Source organism: Pseudochrobactrum asaccharolyticum (assembly GCF_003314995.1).
Classification (GTDB): Bacteria; Pseudomonadota; Alphaproteobacteria; order Rhizobiales; family Rhizobiaceae; genus Pseudochrobactrum; species Pseudochrobactrum asaccharolyticum.
This window is the reverse complement of record NZ_QNRH01000012.1, coordinates 31279-50340: the sequence shown is the minus strand read 5'-3', so window position 1 is coordinate 50340 and position 19062 is coordinate 31279. Positions and strand designations below refer to the sequence as shown.

The window sequence follows — 19062 nt, the reverse complement described above, 5'->3', positions numbered from 1 at the left end:
AAAATAACTTTCACAAGATTACATATTAATATATACTTTTCCAGTAACAGTAGGATTTAGTCTTCTGTTACTTGGCTCTACTGCATTCATAATTATTTGTTGCGGTCTAGTGCTTATTTTCCATGTAAATGTTGCTAGCCCACTTCCATTAGAAACACCCAATAAACCATTATGATACTCTATTCCCGGGGTAGTGCCGATGCTACCACCGCCTGTGAAGCCAAAATAATATGGGCCGGAAACTGCACTAGGAAAAGTAGAGCCATGTAAAAAAAACTCTGTATTCGGAGCGATATTTCCGGTGTTCTGATATACAGTTCTGATGGTAACGCTTCCGGTTAAGCCATAGTCCATATGCGAGACATACTGTATAACAACCGGAGCTTTTTGTTCTGGCTGTGGCGTCACAGGTTTTGCTTGCCCTGTAAACGTCGTCCAAGCTCCGTGAATATCTGAGTAAATAACCTGACCATTCGCATCCAGCAGATCAGCTTGAAAAAAAGAAAGTCCGCCTTGAGTGAAATCTGTCCCGTCTGCATACCAGATCCATGCATCGACATTAGTGACACCGCCAGCAGCTGTAACAGGTATATCAAGTGTCGATGTATTTCCCCATGACTTCGTTTTTGTTATACCATAATTTCTAAATGTACCTGGATAATATGGGTTAGTATATTTCTTAAAATGGATATTATATTTTTGTGCAGGAGTGCCTGCTGGTAATGTAATAAAAGCACGTACATTGCCATAATCAGTCTTTGACGTAACAGCCGTATCTTTTATACGACTTATCTTAAATTCAGGTTTAGCTACTGGCTTAACCTTGAAATTAACGACAACACTTTTCGTTACTGACCGGTCAGAAACAAGAGTAACAGTATATGTCACAGATATGTTGGCATTTGCGGCGCTTAAAATACCGACATTAAATGTTCCATCCGATCTTGTAGGTAATGTACTTATTGTTGTGCCGTTTGTGAATTTGGCATTACCAGTCAGCTTAAGCTCGAGTTGTGCACCACTAACTGGATTATTATTATAATCAGTAAGCGTTGCTAAAACCTCATTCTTGCCAACACCATCTGAATATTGATCATTTACAGTAATATTCAAAACAAGTTTAGGTGGCCTCGCTTTGAAAGTAACAACAACGCTTTGTGTCACAGATGGATCAGAGGCCAAACTAACGGTGAGTGTCAAAGATATATCGGCGTTAGCTGAACTTTTTACCTGTACCGTTGCCTTTCCATCTGGATCAGTTGTTCTGGAGATTTTTGTTCCTCCGACCCAAAAATAAGCTTTATCAGAAGACAACTCAAAATTGAGGACTTCATCACTTACCGGTTTATTGGTATTTTCGTCGATTAGCGTGGCTATAAAACCGTTATTGTCAATTCCATCGGAATATTGGCCATTTTTATGGACGGTTATATCTATGCGTAACTTACGCGGCTTGCCGATAAACTCATACTCGACAGGAGCCGGCGCCATTTTCGGATTCAGATAAGGTGTTGCTTTAATCGTGCCCTTTCCGGGGGTCAGATTAATCAACTGAACTGTCGAGGACAGTGATTTATTTGTATGTTTTCTGATAGTTGTTAGTTTATTTTCCTGAAAAACAGCGGTACCGTCCACGATCTTATAATCAACAACAAGAGGTTTAGTACCCTCATCCATATTGTTAAAAGTAACCTGAGCAATATCCACATCAATGCCGTTAGCAACGGCGCCGTTTTTTCTCATGGTCAGAGTCATGCCAGCTTCTACTTTCAGCAGCTGGAAAAGCTGAGCCTGGTCCTCCAGGCTCAAATCACTCATAACCGGATCAATTATATTATCATTATTTATATTTGGATCCGTCATAACAAAAATTATCCTAAATTTCTGAATTCTATATCTTGTGAAAATTCGACATCATCAAATGTCGTGGAAATTGAAATAGTAAAAGTACCGGCTTGCGTTGAAGTTATACCAAATTCAGAGGTATTATCGACAATATCAACCTCATAACTTGTCAATACTGCTCTGCTGGCAGTATTCACTTCACGACTCTTGTCCACAAATCCAAGTGTATTTGCCATTCTGACAAATAGTTTTTCGCCTGCGATTGAATTTGCTAATTTAACGCTGAATATTGTTTCAGTTCTGCCATCAGCGATACCAAGATTGTTATAGGAATAAGAAATGAACTTTGAAGTAGCATCCGAAGGTACAGCTTTATAATCGCCAAACACAACCGGCTGCGCGAGCAGCACTTCAGTACTGTTTTCTTTCGTAATGGAAAGAGCATCACCGGCCAACATCGCTCTGGCCGTACCGATATCCAGCTGATCGATTTTCATCAGGGTAATCGGGCATGTACCGTCCGGATCAATCTCGATAACTGAATTATCCGAGCCGAAAGCTTCATAGATTTGTACTTTTCCCTGTCCGCGGGCATGCCAGCGGGTTCCGGGTTTCCCTCGCACTACGGCAATATTTGCAGGTAAAAGATTAGTAAATGAATCGCTGAAACCGGCAGCACCAGTGGTAATATCTAATTTAAGTCCTACTGCATCAGGGTCATTAATAACCTTAAAATGCAGAAACTGAGAACGACCTATTGCAGTTGTAGTGTCCCTATCCGATGTTCGATACCGAATTTTGTGCGTTCCCACTGTCAGCAGGCTTTTACTAAGCGTAAATGAGCGGAGCGCAGGCTTACCAGTACCAGGCACGTTCCGCGCAATTTGCGAGTCGACAGCTACTGTGGCAGGCGGATAATCATCATAATGAGGATCATCAGGATCAACAGGATCAACATCATCAAGCAGCAATTCCACAAGGTCACCATCCGTCAACAAAGGCCAGATTTCTATACTAACGGTTACATCAGTAAAATTTTCTGCAATATTAATTAGATTTGTATTGGTATTAAACTCGTCGATTACCGGCGTATAAAAATTAATAGCTTGCGAATTGTCAGTCATAATCAATTTCCTACTAAAAATATTGTTTAATTAAATTTCCATAGCTCTTGTAAACATTGTGCCGGTGGTGTGGATAGACTCGCCGATCTGCTCACCGGTGCCGTTTGGACCTGTATGATAAGTATACCAAAGCTCCCAAGTTGCCTGCGTACTACCATCCGGCGAACGCCCCAGATTGCCGAACTCCGTGAAAACATTGATCGCTTTCGTGTCTGTAACCGCTGCAAAATCGTCGATTGTTTGCGGATAAGCTGCGGAACGTGTCTCAAATACTTGATTCAGATTCCACCCTGTTAAGATCGCACGCACAACATAAGAATTCGGGCTAACGAGTAACGATCTGTTTGCAGCCGTCAATTTTGCCTGGTCCGCAGCAAGAGGAATAATCGTTGTTAAAGTAGGCACAATATCTCGTAAGGACAGATGACTACTTATCGGCCTATCAAATGGTCCAAACTGAACGCCCTGAATTGGACCCGTTTTTGAATCCTGCGTAGTAAATCTGAATATCTGAGAATTAACCAACTGTCCGTTATCCGAAACGGCATAGAAAAGAACATTATCTTCGCCTGTTCTTGAAACATTCAAGTCCTCAGTTTTACCATCATAGGTTGCGTTTCCTCCTATAAATGTTGATGTTGGCCGGTCTTGCTGATATTTATTATTCAGGATGGCAACGCAAAACTCTGTTGGCACAACATTAGCGTTAATAAGAATAGGAAATGTTGGCTGTATATAACGCGTCGTGTCAAAATCGGCAGGACTGCCGAACGGAAGCAAAATATCCGGACCTAAGAATTTTGATCGTCCTGAAGGTTGCGCATACATGTATAATCTCGGGCGAGGAACGGTATTGATACCTCCTGTCACCTTACAATGTATAAAACCAGACCTCGTGTTACTAACAGCAACAACAGTTACTGTACCGCTCGCATTGGTTTTTAAGGTAAACGAAGCTGTTTGACCCGTAGTTGATGCCTTAAAACTAATCCCCGCCTGTGAACCACTGGTCATATCAAAGAATCTCCCCGCCTGTGAAGCTGCGAATGGCGCGGGATTGGAAACGATAAAGGTGACATCTACCCCAACGGCTGGCACCGGCGTCGGGTCGGTGGTCATAGCAGTAACCACAATCGTAGACTTGAATTCATCAGCAGCGGTTGTATCCAGCGTGTCACTACTTGCAATCGGGATAGCGATCTGATCAAAGCCAGTCGTTGCAAGAGTATAATCTGCTGGTGTTACAATAAAATTGTAATTTGGCAGCGAAACAGTCGGCTGGCTTTCCAAATTGCAGGCCAGCTCAACATTACCAACTGCGAGCGCTGATAAAATAAACTGAAACCGTGCCCGCCTTTGCTCTAAGTTCACCGAACCCAATATCCCGACCCTAAACGGAAAAACAAACGGTTCTGTTGCCGGTTTGACAGTTCCGGTTGGAATGGGTTGCGGCTGCGGTAAGCTAAAAACAAGTACATCGTTTGCTGTTGGCGGAGTATCCCCCGCCTCCCATAATAATTCAGCAACGATAGTAGCAAATTCACCAACAACTACAAACTGAGGCGATGCTGGTATATAACTAATAGTAAATGCCATAATATAAATCCTATAATTAATATTGAAATATAATTAAGTATATAATTAAACTATATTAAATTCATAATTGAGAAAAACGTCACTTGGCTGACTTTCCAAGGAACCGTTAAGCGCTACTCTACCAAGAGCCTCACAAATAAAGGGCGCCTGAAACCGCGCAACTCTCGCCGCCAGATCGACAGAGTCAATCATGCCTACCCTTACTGGAAAATTACTGCCAGCAGTTGCTGGTCGTAATATTCCGGTCGGAATTGGCTGCGGCATCGCCAAATCAAAAAATATTGCATCAGTTGCTGTTGGTGGAGTATCCCCAATATCCCATGTTAGCGTAACTACGATCGTAGCCGGGTCACCCGCAACTACATTTTGTGGTGTTGCCGGTAAATAACTAGCAGTATATGCCATAATATAACCCTATTAATTGCTTGAATAAAAATACAATTTATGAAATAAAAAAGTATTATTCTCTGTCTATAATTCTAAAGCTGTAAACGGAATTAATATTTTGATCACCACCGACAGCGCCCGAAAGCTCTATATCTCCGGCAGTTTTAGCAATAAAAACACTTTGAAATTTTGCAGTTCTTATTTCTAAATTCAGTGAATTTTGCATCATCTGTACTTCATAAGGAAAACTTGCAGAGACATTTCCGGGAACAATTGTCCCCGCCTCGGCCGGTTGATCAGCAATGACATTAAAGACAAGCGTATCAGTCACAGATGGCGGCACATCCTCCTCACCCCAACTAATGGTTGTAGTAATTGTTGCGTAATCATCGGTTATCACACTCTGAGGAACCGAAGGCGTATGATTAATTCTGTAACTCATAAATATAATCTTTCATATAAAAAATAGTATTAATTTTTAAACAATGGTATATTTTCTACTTTATTTGCGGCCACATCTGCCCCCGCACTTCACCTGTTGGATTTTGCTGCGTGTGAATATTACAATACCATAGGCCAGCAAGCAGCTCGCTTTCCTGTGTACTTGTAAGGATCCGGCTTCCTTTAATCGGACTCGCCAGAGCTGTGCCAAAGTCAATTATAGGAGGTGTTGCTTGATTTGCCGAAGCAGGTCCATGAAAATGCGCCATGGTTGGCGGCCCTGACAGGCCTGAATAAGTAATCGTCCAGCTCAATTCCTTAGTCGATGCATTATAGCTGGCTTGTGCCCTGCCTGTTGCATCTTTAGGCACCCTCGGAGCAGTTGAAGCATCTGAATTTAATTCCATATACCACGACAGAACAACGTCAAAGTTGGCAGCCCCCCCATCACTCAAATCACCAAAACAGAAGAAGGCATATTGTCTTGCAGCACTAACAACACCGTTTCTCGTTACGTAAATATATCTGATATCATTTTTAGCTGGTAACTCTGCATTCGATGTCTGTATAAATTGCGTAGTACTTTTAAATTTAATTAAACTACTAGAATTTACCTGAAAACTTGAATCATATTTGTCATTTATCAAAATATACAGATAGTTGTTGTCCTGTATAAGCGGCGGAGTATTATTATTATTTATTTCAAATACAGGCTCATCCCCGCCAGGAGCCTTGGTAAGAGTAAAAGGGTTTTTGATCGGTGTTGCCTCTTCAAATCCCTTACCTAAAGCAACAGGGTCATAAATTACTATTCTTGCCGTCTCTGAAGTTTGCCCCGCAAATGGATGATAAATAAATCTGGCAGCGCTCGGTGTGTTACCAGCTTTTATATCCAACGTTGCAAAACCAAATGAGTTGGTGAAAAAGTAAATATGTCCTTTACCGCCACGTGACGGATCCTGAAAAATCGCAACATTCTGACCATTATTGGTAAAACTAATATCTTCAAAAATATTACCGTTAAAAAAATCGGTCACATGAGCAACACAATTCGCCAATCGTGGCGTAAGACTGGGCACTGTCGTTCCGGTCCATTTGTAAGATGCGGCTCGAGAAGGATCCGTTCCGGGGCTATTAAATGTTTGTAAAACCCGAACGTTATTTTCCTTATTATCAAAACCTATAAGTAAAGCATTCCCGGCACCCTTAACACTTGTATTTAAACGATACACAAAACCTTGTGTTGACGGCGTTATATTATTAATATCTGTATTCTGCGGATATATTGTAAAATCGAGCGCGTTCACATTCGCAAAAAGCGGAAAAAAAACATCGAATGTAACAGGATTTGGCTGCGACCCTGGCGCAGGCGTGAAGACAGCCTGCACATGCTCATCATTCGCCAGACTCGCAGGCAGTGCCAGATAAAAAGCCGGTAATGTGCCCGTGGCCGGCGTAACCGTTAATCTCACATATGAATATGCATCAGAAAATAAATTACTTGTGACAACATTTACAGTGTATTGTAAAGCCATGATTTTTACTTCTTTAAATAAGGAAATTTGTTAAAATAATTACTTAAATAATTTTTTTGTATATTTCATTTAATCTTGAGTGCAACATTTCAATAAGCTCTTTAATGGCATAAAGCTGGCTCCCGTTAATCGCATCCGTCGAATATTTCTCTATACGACCGGCGGCAAGATTAGTGATTGTACGATTTATATTTTCACTGTTACTATTGCCAATGCTTACGGTTCCCTGCGCAACAGAACCGGCAAATTTGTAGTTATGTCCGGCAATTATAGTCTCACGGGTTGATACAACTTCATCCGTAGTGCTGCAGGCACCAAGAGCAACACAAAATTCCCCGTGCGCCATACTATTCGCACCCAATGCAGTTCCTGAAATACTATATGCTCGGCTGTTTACACCTATTGAAGTACTATTTCCGGCAAGTGCCTTACTATTATATCCGGAAGTAGTAGCCCCTTCACCGGAAGCGACACTATTACAACCCAAGGCGATACTATTATTAGCAAGTGTTTTGCTGTTAGAACCGCATGCCATACTGAAATTTCCGGAAGCCAGACCACCATGGCCGATTACAGTACTATTCTCGCCCGAGGCCTCAGTATCCGAGCCTATTGCTGTACTTAAACTTGCTGAAGTCATGCTTTTATAACCTGCAGCTGTATTTTTATGGCCGATAGCAGAACTAAGAGCGCCAAAAGCCGTACTGAAATTTGCTGTTGCTAAACTCTTATAACCAGTCGTAGTTGCCCCCACTCCGGAGGCCAGACTACCGGCACTGAGCGCTGTACTATAATCCCCCTCGGCCACACTCTCGGCACCAAAGGATGTAATATCAATTTTTACAACTGCGGAAAAATCATTCATTATAGTATAGATCCAATAATAATATAAAAATTATTTATGCAAATAATACTCTATAAACATAAGCATCAATCTACATGAATCAATTATGAATTGCTTCCAGCAAATTAAACAAATATTAAATTGCGAATAAAAAATAGTATCAAATCAAATTTGAAATATATCAATAATCGCACCTCATCTCAATTTGAGATAAACTTCGATTTATAAAATTTTGATATATTTATTATGATAGATTTTATCGAAGCCGCCGATCTCAATGATTTGAGAGGAGCTATGGGATAAGGCGTATAAAGCACCACTCTTGTCTCAAACGCAGGTGTTACTATCTTGCAGCATTCTTGTTTTGCAAGACTATATCACCAGCTTTAGCAGCAGCAAAAGCTGGTGATATAAGCGGAAATTCGGGGATCAGACATCTGTTTGCCTGATCCCTGACTTAGTTCAAAACCGGTAGTTCAGACCAATTTTAAATGTATGGATATCCAGTGAGTTGGAAGCTTTGCGTCCGTTCTTCACACTGGACGATCCTTCATGTTTTACAGTTTTATAGATCGCCTTCTCATAAGGTCTGCAGAACCGTGGAAACTGACTGCAAAATTCAGCCCGATTAGGATCTTTCGACGGATCAACAATCTCTACGCCTATTTTTTCCTGTGTCTCCCGATCACGGACAATACCCGCAGATGCACTGTTAAAGGTAAAACTGGTCTTGCCGAAGCGGGTATAGGAATAATCCGCCAGCACTGACCAGCGATCGTTCAGTGCATATTCCACCCCGCCACCGGCTGCCCAGCCAAGGCGCGTTGCCTTGTCTTTGTCGATCTGCATGATTTCTGTGACTTTCTCATTCGGATCTTCAACCGCGCGGTATTGTTCGCGCGACTGGCTTTCACGAGCAATGGCCAACCCGCCCGTGCCATAGACCATCAGCTTATTATCAACGGCATAACCGAGTTTGCCGCGAAGCGCCGCTGTCCAGTCGATATCATACAGGGTCTGCGCCTGAACATTGCCGGTGCCGGCAAAATCGCCTTCGGTCGTGCGGGCTTTATGCGCAGTATTCAGATAGGTTTTGCTCCAGTCTGCACCAATCCCCAGCACGATACGGTTCTGCAACTGCCAGTTATATCCGGCCTGCACGCCGAACAGACCGCTATCCATGCCAAAATCAGCAGATTCCGTTGCTGCAACAGCATGAGAACTGCCATCAAGCGCCGTTGTCGTGCCCCATGTTTTGCCGAAAATGCCACCGGCATGCGCACCGGCATAAAGGCCGGTCCAGTCTGTAATTCCGCTATCATTATTCGGGCGGCGCGTGAGGAATGATGGTAAGGACGGCAATTGCTGCTCGCCACCGATATCCGCAGTCAGGCTGACATAGAAGGTTCGGCCGGGTCCCGGCTGTGTAACCAGTGCGAGCGGGTCAATATAGAACTTATCAAACAGATTTTCGACACGGAACGCCGCGGTCATATTATCGGTAATTTTATATTCGGCAAAAATATCAACCAGCGTGAATGGTTTCCACAAGACCGGAGAGATAAATTCGGATGCACCCTGTGCAGTCACATCGCCATGACCGATCGCACGCGGCCCCGTATAGGACACACGTCCGCCAATCATCAGGCGCTCTTCCAGCAGTTTTTGCGACAGGGTCAGGTCAACAGAATATTTCGGCTGCACATGGTTGGTGGCATAGTCACCATAGAGGCTCTTGCCGTCGCAAGTGTCCGATGTGCGGCAATATTCAACATTCAGATAGTAATTTGCCGCCAGATCAGCCGTGAATCCGTCCAGTTCATAACGCCCCGAAAACTCCAGACCAGAGAATTTTGCACGGGCAATATTGGCGATGTTCAAGCCGAGATCGCTCGGGTTTTTCGGATTAAGCACCAGATTACGAGCAATATAATTTTTAACATCCCAGTTGAAATAGCCAAGCTTCAGCATGCTCACATCTTCATCTGCAAGCAGGCTGTTATGGATAATATTGGTGCCTAGTTCCCAATTGCTGGAGCGCTCTGGCTTAACTTCAGAGTTTGCCGACACGCTGTTGAAAGCAGAGACAGATTCAATAATGCTCGGCGCACGCAGTGTATTGGAATAGTTGACGTAGAATTGTGTCTGTTCCCAAGGCTCAATCGTAACACCCACTGACGGGCTGAAACCACCGTCATTGGTTTTGGAGCCAGCGCCGCTGCTCCGTTCAAGTTGGTTGCGCTCATAAGGATCGAAGCGGTCTTTCGACCAGAAATGCGAATAGCGCAAACCACCATTTACAGTCAGCCAGTCGACAGGCTTATAAGCGGCTTTGGTATAACCGGCGACTTCATGGCGGATCGCATCGCGGGGCGTCATCCATCCTTCAAGCGCTGCACTATGTTTGCTGCCGCGCGTATCTTCAACACGAAAAGCCATGCCATAGGTCAGATCAAGATCGCCTGCATCGAATGAAAAAGTGGATTTATTCTGAATATCACCGCCCCACATATCGCTGTCGGAACCCACACGGTAATCGGCAGGCAAACCGATTTTTCCGGGCTGAACACCACGACCGCCACGCACAGGATTGCGCAATTGCAAATGTGTCCAATATAGGTTGGCTCGTAGATCAATCAGATCATTATCTTCAGGGTTCCACTTATAGCGTGCTGTCACCGTATCAAGGCTGGTGCCTGCCGTTTGCTCCTGCTGTACGGACTGATCTTTAATACCGCTCAAACGTGAGGCGAGCCGGTCACCCGCTTCACTGCGGAAGCCCATATATCCGAGCTGAACCTCATGATCATCGGCAAAGCGGGCAGTGAGCTTGGCCAGCCATGACTCTGTTTCCAACTGGGTGTTGAGAACCTCTTCACCGGGACGGTAATTGGTCAGCCCCTGATTGGCATAATAATCAGTCCAGAAATTTCCTTTGGGTATGCAATTAATAATAACCGCTGAACTGCAATAAGGCTGTCTGCCAAGATTAACCGGATTGGCTGACGTATCACCATGCGTACCGGCATGGTAATTGCCTTGCTTACGTCGTGCATAACCTGCCAGCATGTCGACCGCATCGCCTTTATAGGCCGCAATCACACTGCCGGAACCGGTTGTCGGCGACAGGAAAGAAGGTCGGTCCATACCGTCTTTTGAGGCGACGGGCGTTTTCATTGAATCCCACGGCGCATAAGGCCACTGATAACCGCTCAGAGAACCGGCATTCGGCTTCGATGTATTGCCGCCCATACCGCCTTTAATGCGGATGCCCCAGTGATTGCCGTCTTTGACAATGTCGTCCACGCCAAGTGTGCGCATGCTGACAGAACCGGCATTGCCCCATGAAGCCGTATCAGCGCCCTTGTTGATTTCAACGCCGCCGATAAAATCAGGATCAACAAAGGTACGGTTAGAAACGCCCTGGTAGCCCTGATAGACGGTAACAGAATTTTCTGCGCCGTCGATAGTGGTCGCAACGCGCCCCATGCCCTGCATGCCGCGAATATTCACATCAATCGCACCGGCCCCATTGCGTGCCTCACCGGATTTAACGCCGGGTGTGCCACGGAACATATCGGCAGGGCTGGAGCCGCGAAAACGCTCAATCGTTTCGCCTGAAATATATGTGGTTGGTGCCGCGGTTGCATAAGGGGCTTCCGCAGCACCAGCCACACCACTGCCTGAAATCGTGATTTGATCCAGTTGGATCGCACCATTGATAGCGCCCCCGCTATTGCCGGTAACCGGCTTTTCAGTGATCAGTACGGATTTAGAACCGGTAAAACTATAGGACAGGCCGGAGCCTTGCAGAATGCGCGCCAGCGCCTGTTCCTGACTGGCCGCGCCGGAAAGTCCGGCAGAAGATTTGCCGCGCGCCACAGCAGGCTCATAGGAGAGCTGCATGCCTGACTGGCTGCCGAATGCGGCAAGTGCGCGATTGAGCGGGCCGGAGGGAATGTTATAATTAGTTTGTTGCTGCGCCTGTGCAACAGACATTGCTCCTGTCAGGGCGATGCCGGTCATTATTGCCGTTGTTGCCAGCAAAGCGGCCATCATAGCCTTGCTGCGGTTATTACGCGTTGGTGCTGCTGTTTTTGTGGCGCCTGTCATGCCAGCTCACTCCGTCAATCGATCATACAGGCGCCAGTTTTCATTCGCTGAAACACCCTCATACTCTTCTTTACGAGTGGGCTTTAAAAATATTCAGTTTTTACTCATATTTTTATACGGCAGAAATAATTGTCGCGAAAGAAGCGATTTTTCGGGCTTTGGCACCAAAAGGGCGAATGACGGCCTCAATGGCCGCATCAGGATCATTCAGGTCAAAAACACCGCTGACAGTGCGCGCCCCAAGCGATGTATCTGCGATAATGACACGTCCGCTTTTCCAGCGGGAAATCTTTGCGCATAAAGCTGCGACTGTTTCATTCTCGGCAAATAACAGATTGGAGCGCCAGGCTGCAATTTCTGATGCATCCTGTATGCCTCTGGCTATCTGATTAGTCGCGCTGTCGTAGGTGAGCCATTTTCCGGCCTCGAGCTTTTCACCAGCCAATGTACGGGTTTTCGCTTCAACAGTGCCATGAGCAACCGTGACGGATGAAAAGCCTTTTTCTGATGACAGATCAAAAGCAGTTCCGAGCGCTGTGACCTGCATCACGCCGTCGGATACGATAAACGGCCTGTTATGATCCGGCTGTACATGAAAATAGGCCATGCCGGATAACAGATTGATGCGACGGTTCTGCTCTGAGTATGCCAAGGCCAGTGCGCTGTCAGGCCCCAGCGTGGCAAGACTGCCATCCGGCAGGACAACATCTCTGATTTCTGCGGTGGTAGTTATATGATCAGCCTGTGCGAGCAGCCATAAATGCGGCAGCGTCAAAGCACCGGTTGTCACAGCGCCTAAGCCAAGTGCACTGCCTGCAATAAAGTTGCGGCGCGTGATTTTACCGTTTTTAGGTTTCCGGCGGTTTTCAGCAAAGGCTGCACCACTAAAACCGTGGACAGCAGCAACACGTGCCCAGGCGGCAGCGTGGGCAGGGCTGCGTGCGACCCATGACTTCACCGTATCGGCCGAAACCGGATTAACGGGATCATTTTGCAAGCGGATAGCCAGATCTGCTGCCTCACGAAACAGACGCTGTGCTTCCTGTGCCTCATCTGCAGAATTATTCATCCGTCGAGCCTGTCAAAGAAGAGTGTTCCTTATAGAGTATTACGAACGAACATGCCCGTTTTTCAGTTTGGCAGAGTATTTGCTGCAGAAAGCTTGGTTCAAAGGTGGGGTATGCAGGTATCTGTGCTTAAAGACCACTCAACCGGCTGTCGATATATTCATAGGCTTCTCTGATGAGTGACCATGTTCTGCCTGTTGAAAGATCCAGCTCTGCCGCGATTGCTGCAATGGTCATTTCATCCATGCGATGCATTTCAAAAGCTTTGCGCGTCCGTTCGGGTAATTCATGCAGCGCTTTGTGCGTCAGTAGCAGCTTTTGGCGGTCATAAACCTGTTTTTCAGGAGATGGTGAAGGATCGGCAATGGCTGAAAAATCTTCCGGCGACAGATCAACCTTACGTATTAAGCCTTCGCGTCTCTGATAGTCAGTGCAGAGATTCCGCGCCGTCCTGAACAGGTAACCCACTGGATTGAAGGTCGTTTTAGTTGTCTCAGGCGGAGAGATCAGAACACGGAGAAAGGTATCCTGCGTGAGATCAGCGGCGGTTTCTTCAGGCAGCCCTCTGCGCCGCAAAGCCTGCCTGATATCCCGCGCGTGTTTTTTAAAAAGATGATGGAGATCCCACATCTGCCCGCAATCATTTTATCAAAATTGACAATCATAGCATCTGCAACAACAGCATATATCTTGAATATAATACTCATATTTAATTGGCAAGATATAAATACTTTCTTGTCGTCATTCGAGAAAGGGCATTGGCACATAGGGTCAGCTTTCCGCAAGACCAATGCCCTTTCTCATCCCATGACCTGCCACTGTAGCAGGTGTTGTATTGAATGCTTACGACAGAAAAACGTCTTCCAGCCCCTTGGTCAGTTCCAGTGCCTGCCGTTCAAACAGACGGCGATAGATGCCGTCAGATTTACGGATCAGCGCATCATGATCGCCTTCCTCAACGATCTTGCCTCTATCAAAGACCAGCAAGCGGTCGAGAGCACGCACAGTCGACAGCCGGTGTGCAATCACCAGTGTCGTACGACCGACCATCAGCCGCTCCATTGCCTGTTGGATCAGCACTTCAGATTCTGAATCGAGGCTCGACGTTGCCTCATCAAGAATAAGAACCGGTGCATCGGCCAAAAAGGCACGGGCAATTGCCACACGCTGGCGCTCACCACCCGAAAGCTTCACCCCGCGTTCACCAACCAGCGTTGAGTAGCCCTTCGGCAGCCGGTTAATGAAGTCATGCGCACTAGCAAGACGTGCTGCTTCTTCAATCTCGGCCTGCGTCGCACTTGGACGCGCATAGGCAATATTCTCGGCCAATGTGCGGTGAAACAGGATCGGCTCCTGTTGCACGATAGCAATTTGCGAGCGGAGAGACGCCTGCGTCATCTCAGCGATATTCTGCCCGTCAATGCGAATGGCACCGCCACTTACATCGTAGAGACGCTGAATGAGCTTGACGAAAGTCGTCTTGCCCGAACCGGAATGACCAACCAGCCCAACACGCTCACCGGCATCAATTTTCACCGAGAAATCGCGGTAAAGCGGATCTTCATGATTGCCGTAATGAAAGGTCACTTTGTCGAAACTGATCTCGCCGTTGGTAATCTGAATGGCAGGTGCATTGAGCTTATCAGCGATGCCATAAGGTTCCGCTTCAATCTGTACCAGTTCTTCCATATCATTGACCGAGCGCTGCAAATTGCGGATATGCATACCCACATCGCGCAGATAGCCCTGCAACATAAAAAACGCAGTCAAAACAAAGGTAATATCACCGGCAGTCGCTTTACCCTGGCTCCAGAGATACAGCGCAAAAGCAATCACCACACCGCGCATCACCAGCAGATTGGCACCCTGAATGAAGCCGTTCAGCGTACCGATCAGCCATGTGCGGCGCGTACGGCCACGCCATTTAGTGACAACTTTCTCAAGACGCGCATCTTCACGGGTTTCAGCACCAAAGGCTTTTACTACCGCGTTACACGAAATGGCATCAGCCAAAGCACCGCCCATTCGCGTATCCCAACTATTCGCCAAGGTCGCGGCCGGAGCTACAAAACCCAATGAAATTACAATGGTACAGACGATAAACAACACAGAACCGATTGCCACCAGCAGCCCCATCATCGGCCAGTACCATGACAACAACGCCACAGACCCAACCAGCATCAAAAGAGACGGCATCAAAGCGATGATCAGCGTATCATTGAGCAAATCCAGTGCCCACATGGCACGCGAAACTTTACGCACTGTCGAACCGGCAAAAGCATTGGCATGCCAGTCTGTCGAAAAACGCTGCAAGCGGGCAAAAGCACTTGCCGCCATATCGCTCATCGTATTCAGCGTAAAATCAGTGATGACATAGAATGTCAGCTGGCGTGTAATCAGTGCCATCGCACCAAGCGCGAGCAGGATTATCAGCGCTTCAATGGCAGCCGACAAGGCAGAGTCACTGCCCAATGCCAGTGCATCAACCAGACGGCCGGAATAGAGCGGCGTCAGAACATCAGCTGCCGTTGCCAGCATCATACCAATGATCATCAGGCTCAGGCGCAGCGGCTGTTTCCGCCAATGCGCAAAAGTGTAGCTTAAAACATTGCGGAACGCAGGCCCGCGGAAATTCAGTCGAAGCCGGGTCATATCAATCATACCAGTCCGCACGAAGACGGGTTCTGGTTCCTTTAAAAGAAAAAACTGCAGCTTTTCAGCCACGGCAAATAAGGAAGTTTATACAGACGCCCTTTCAGGGAGGGCGGACAGGCCTTGGCCTGTCAGACGGGCCAAGAACCTAAAGCTTGGAAATGCCCGCACGAACACCGGGCACCGACGGAAATGGATAGTCTCGCATCTCTTACCTCTTGCCAGTGTTTCAGATGAAATCAAAATAAATGAGAAAATAGTTTTGCCAAGGTGCAAAATACGAAATTTTATTTACCTAACAACCAGTGTGGCAAAAATGCCAATACACTATCGCAAGATCATGCAGGCAATAATATTGTGATCAGCCACATTAAAGAAAAAACACCGGTCTGAATATTCAGACCGGTGTTTTTTCAGCACAACATCAAACAAATACTAAACAGTTTTGTCTGTTTTGTGCTCTGCACCACTCTGTGCTTGCGCTTTGCGCTTGGCAGCATCGTCCACCAGCTCATACCACATAGCATTGAGCACGGCGAAAGCGGCTGCGAGCGGAAGTCCTAATATCCAGGCAAAATACCACATTTAAAGCCTCATCAAAAACAGGAAACGGGAGCGATTTTGGGAGATGTCATTTTTAATAATGCCCCTCTTCCATATCGCTTTCCGTGACCTTGCCGCGCAGCACATAATAGACCCAGCTTGTATAGAGCATGATGATCGGCAGCATGATGCCGGTGCTGACCAGCATGATAAACAGGGTCAGATGACTGGAAGAACTATCCCAGACTGTCAGGCTCATACCAGGATCCAGTGACGACGGCAGAATGAATGGAAACATCGCCACGCCAACCGATGTAATCACACCGAAAATCGCCAGTTTACCGAACAGCAAAGCAGTGCCGGGACGGCGTAACCACAAGGCCAGAATGACCAGAAACGGCGCAAACAGCCCCAAAGCCGGAATTGTCCAGAGAGCCGGATAACGCAGATAATTCGCAAGCCATGCGCCTTGTTCAACCACAGCAGTTTTAAAGAGCGGATTGGAAGGACCATTCGGATCAATTTCACTCGTAATACGGTAGCCAAGACCGGATTTCCAGAGATAGAGACCAGCCGCGATGTAAAATACAACGGTCAGCAGAGCAAAAACTGTGCCGTATTTTCTGGCGCGATCCGCAATTGTGCCACTTGTTTTAACGCAGAGCCACACACAGCCATGCATCGCCAGCATGATCACCGACATTAAGCCTGCGAGCAGAGCAAACGGATTAAGCAATGCGAAGAAGGAGCCTTCATAGAAGATCATCATATCGTCATTGATACGGAACGGCACGCCGAGCAGAACATTGCCGACAGCCACACCAAAAATCAGCGATGGAACGAAACCACCGATGAACAAGGCCCAGTCCCAACCCGTGCGCCACAAAGTGCTTTCCCGCTTATTGCGATATTTAAACCCGACAGGGCGCAAAATCAGCGCAAACAGGATTATGAACATCGCCAGATAAAATCCGGAGAATGATACCGCATAAAGCTGCGGCCAGGCCGCAAAAATTGCACCACCTGCCAGAATGAGCCAGACCTGATTGCCCTCCCAGACCGGCTCAATGGTTTCCAGCACCATACGGCGTTCAAGATCAGTACGGGCAACGAAAGGCAGCATGGTTTCAATACCCAGATCGAAACCGTCCATCGCAGCAAAGCCGATCAGCAACAGCCCCAGCAAGACCCACCAGATCAGACGCAGAGTTGAATAATCAAGAAGTTCGGACAAAACCATTATTTTGCCTCCCCTAATGTGGCTGGTTTACTCGGTTCCGGTTTTGCAAAAGGTGCAGAAACCGGTGCATGATCCGGTTGCGGTCCGTTACGGATCGCCCTTAGCATCACGCCCATCTCGATGATGAACAGAACCGTGTAAATCAGAATGAAACCGATCAGCGAGATCAGCACCGTTGTCGGACTGAGGTTGGAAACGGCGACAACCGTTGGCAGCACACCCTCAATACTCCATGGCTGACGTCCGAATTCCGCAACCAGCCAGCCCATTTCAGCGGCAAGCCAAGGCAGCGGGATCGAAAACACTGCAACCCAAAGTAACCAGCGATGTTTATCCAGTTTTCTGCGTGCGGAGAGGAAGAAGAACGTACCGGTCAGCAGCAGGAAATACATGCTGAGAGCAACCATCACACGGAAGGCGACAAACAGCGGCAACACACCCGGCACAGTATCATTGGCGGCTGCCACGATCTGTTCATCCGTCGCCAGACGCGGATCATCGATATACTTCTTCAGCAACAGAGCATAGCCCAGATGCTCGCCATATTTTTCAAAGGTCTGTGTCGCATCCAAGGGAGCGCTTGAGCCGCGTGGCGTTGCTTTGATCGCTTGCAAGGCATCATAGGCCTTCATACCGTCGCGGATGCGATCCTGTGCCTGCAATACCAGCTGATTAATGCCCGGAATCTCAATAGTCAGTGAGCGTGTGCCGATCAGCCCCATCACATAGGGAATGTGAATGGCATAATGCGTCACCCGATTTTCCTGATCAGGCAGACCGATCACCGTAAAAGAAGCCGGTGCAGGTTCTGTGTCCCACATCGCCTCAATCGCAGCCATTTTCATACTTTGATGGTCGGAGGTCAGATAACCGCTTTCATCGCCGAGAACGACAACCGACAAGGCACCAGCCAGACCAAAGGATGCAGCAACTGTCATGGAACGCTTAGCAATCTCCAGATGGCGGCCTTTGAGCATATACCATGCAGATACGCCAAGGATGAAGATCGAAGCCGTAACATAACCTGCCGAAACCGTATGCACCACTTTGGCCTGCGCCACCGGATTGAAAACCACGGCAAAGAAATCCGTAATTTCCATACGCATGGTTTCCGGATTAAACCGCGAACCGACCGGATTTTGCATCCAGCCATTCGCCACCAAAATCCACAAGGCGGAAATATTGGAACCGATGGCCATCAGATAAGTCACAGTCAGATGGCCGATCTTGGAAAGACGATCCCAGCCGAAGAAGAACAGGCCGATAAAGGTCGCTTCAAGAAAGAATGCCATCAGGCCTTCCAGCGCCAGAGGTGCGCCGAAAATATCGCCGACATAATGACTGTAATAGCTCCAGTTCATACCGAACTGAAACTCCATCACCACACCGGTGGCGACACCGGTGACAAAATTAATACCAAATAATGTACCCCAGAATTTCGTCATTTGCCGCCAGATCAGGCGTCCGGTCATGACATAGACCGTCTCCATGATCGCCAACAAAATAGATAATCCGAGCGTCAGAGGCACAAATAAAAAGTGGTACATGGCGGTGACTGCAAATTGCAGTCGGGATAGTGAAACAATATCTAGTTCCATCATCATCCGCCGCGGGGGCGCGGCGCTCCTGTTGAGCGCATTTAGATCAGAAACAGGGGCGTTTCCGGCCGGAATGC

Annotated in this window: 14 protein-coding genes; all 14 read right to left on the bottom strand. The window is 47.0% G+C overall.

The window, feature by feature from the left end; genetic code table 11:
* Positions 1–18 precede the first annotated feature (18 nt).
* Positions 19–1863, bottom strand: a complete 1845-nt coding sequence (locus DFR47_RS19485) for an Ig-like domain-containing protein (RefSeq protein ID WP_113946177.1) — start codon at positions 1861–1863, stop codon at positions 19–21.
* An 8-nt stretch (positions 1864–1871) separates the two neighbouring features.
* Positions 1872–2969 (bottom strand): hypothetical protein, encoded by a 1098-nt coding sequence (locus DFR47_RS19480; protein ID WP_113946176.1) that lies wholly within the window; start codon positions 2967–2969, stop codon positions 1872–1874.
* A 30-nt stretch (positions 2970–2999) separates the two neighbouring features.
* Positions 3000–4565, bottom strand: coding sequence for a hypothetical protein (locus DFR47_RS19475; protein ID WP_113946175.1), 1566 nt, complete (start codon positions 4563–4565; stop codon positions 3000–3002).
* Positions 4566–4610: 45 nt separating this feature from the next.
* Positions 4611–4970, bottom strand: coding sequence for a hypothetical protein (locus DFR47_RS19470; RefSeq protein WP_113946174.1), 360 nt, complete (start codon positions 4968–4970; stop codon positions 4611–4613).
* A 55-nt stretch (positions 4971–5025) separates the two neighbouring features.
* Entirely contained in the window at positions 5026–5394 is a 369-nt protein-coding gene (locus DFR47_RS19465; RefSeq protein ID WP_113946173.1) for a hypothetical protein, read from the bottom strand.
* Between the two features lie 55 nt (positions 5395–5449).
* A complete protein-coding gene (locus DFR47_RS22030; protein ID WP_210207350.1) occupies positions 5450–6928 on the bottom strand; it encodes a CHRD domain-containing protein in 1479 nt (492 codons plus the stop codon).
* A gap of 43 nt (positions 6929–6971) precedes the next feature.
* Positions 6972–7793: a hypothetical protein gene (locus tag DFR47_RS19455; RefSeq protein ID WP_113946172.1), complete on the bottom strand. Its 822-nt coding sequence runs from the start codon at positions 7791–7793 to the stop codon at positions 6972–6974.
* 441 nt (positions 7794–8234) lie between these two features.
* Positions 8235–11885, bottom strand: a complete 3651-nt coding sequence (locus tag DFR47_RS19450) for a TonB-dependent receptor domain-containing protein (RefSeq protein ID WP_113946171.1) — start codon at positions 11883–11885, stop codon at positions 8235–8237.
* Positions 11886–11997: 112 nt separating this feature from the next.
* A complete protein-coding gene (locus tag DFR47_RS19445) occupies positions 11998–12954 on the bottom strand; it encodes a FecR family protein (protein WP_113946170.1) in 957 nt (318 codons plus the stop codon).
* A 127-nt stretch (positions 12955–13081) separates the two neighbouring features.
* Positions 13082–13582, bottom strand: coding sequence for an RNA polymerase sigma factor (locus DFR47_RS19440; protein ID WP_113946169.1), 501 nt, complete (start codon positions 13580–13582; stop codon positions 13082–13084).
* A 213-nt stretch (positions 13583–13795) separates the two neighbouring features.
* Positions 13796–15604, bottom strand: coding sequence for an ABC transporter ATP-binding protein (locus tag DFR47_RS19435; protein ID WP_113946194.1), 1809 nt, complete (start codon positions 15602–15604; stop codon positions 13796–13798).
* Positions 15605–16039: 435 nt separating this feature from the next.
* Entirely contained in the window at positions 16040–16189 is a 150-nt protein-coding gene (cydX, locus tag DFR47_RS19430; RefSeq protein WP_113946168.1) for a cytochrome bd-I oxidase subunit CydX, read from the bottom strand.
* 52 nt (positions 16190–16241) lie between these two features.
* Positions 16242–17387: a cytochrome d ubiquinol oxidase subunit II gene (gene cydB, locus DFR47_RS19425; protein ID WP_113946167.1), complete on the bottom strand. Its 1146-nt coding sequence runs from the start codon at positions 17385–17387 to the stop codon at positions 16242–16244.
* A complete protein-coding gene (locus DFR47_RS19420) occupies positions 17387–18985 on the bottom strand; it encodes a cytochrome ubiquinol oxidase subunit I (protein WP_113946193.1) in 1599 nt (532 codons plus the stop codon). The genes cydB and DFR47_RS19420 overlap by 1 nt, the downstream gene beginning before the upstream one ends.
* Positions 18986–19062: the final 77 nt, after the last annotated feature.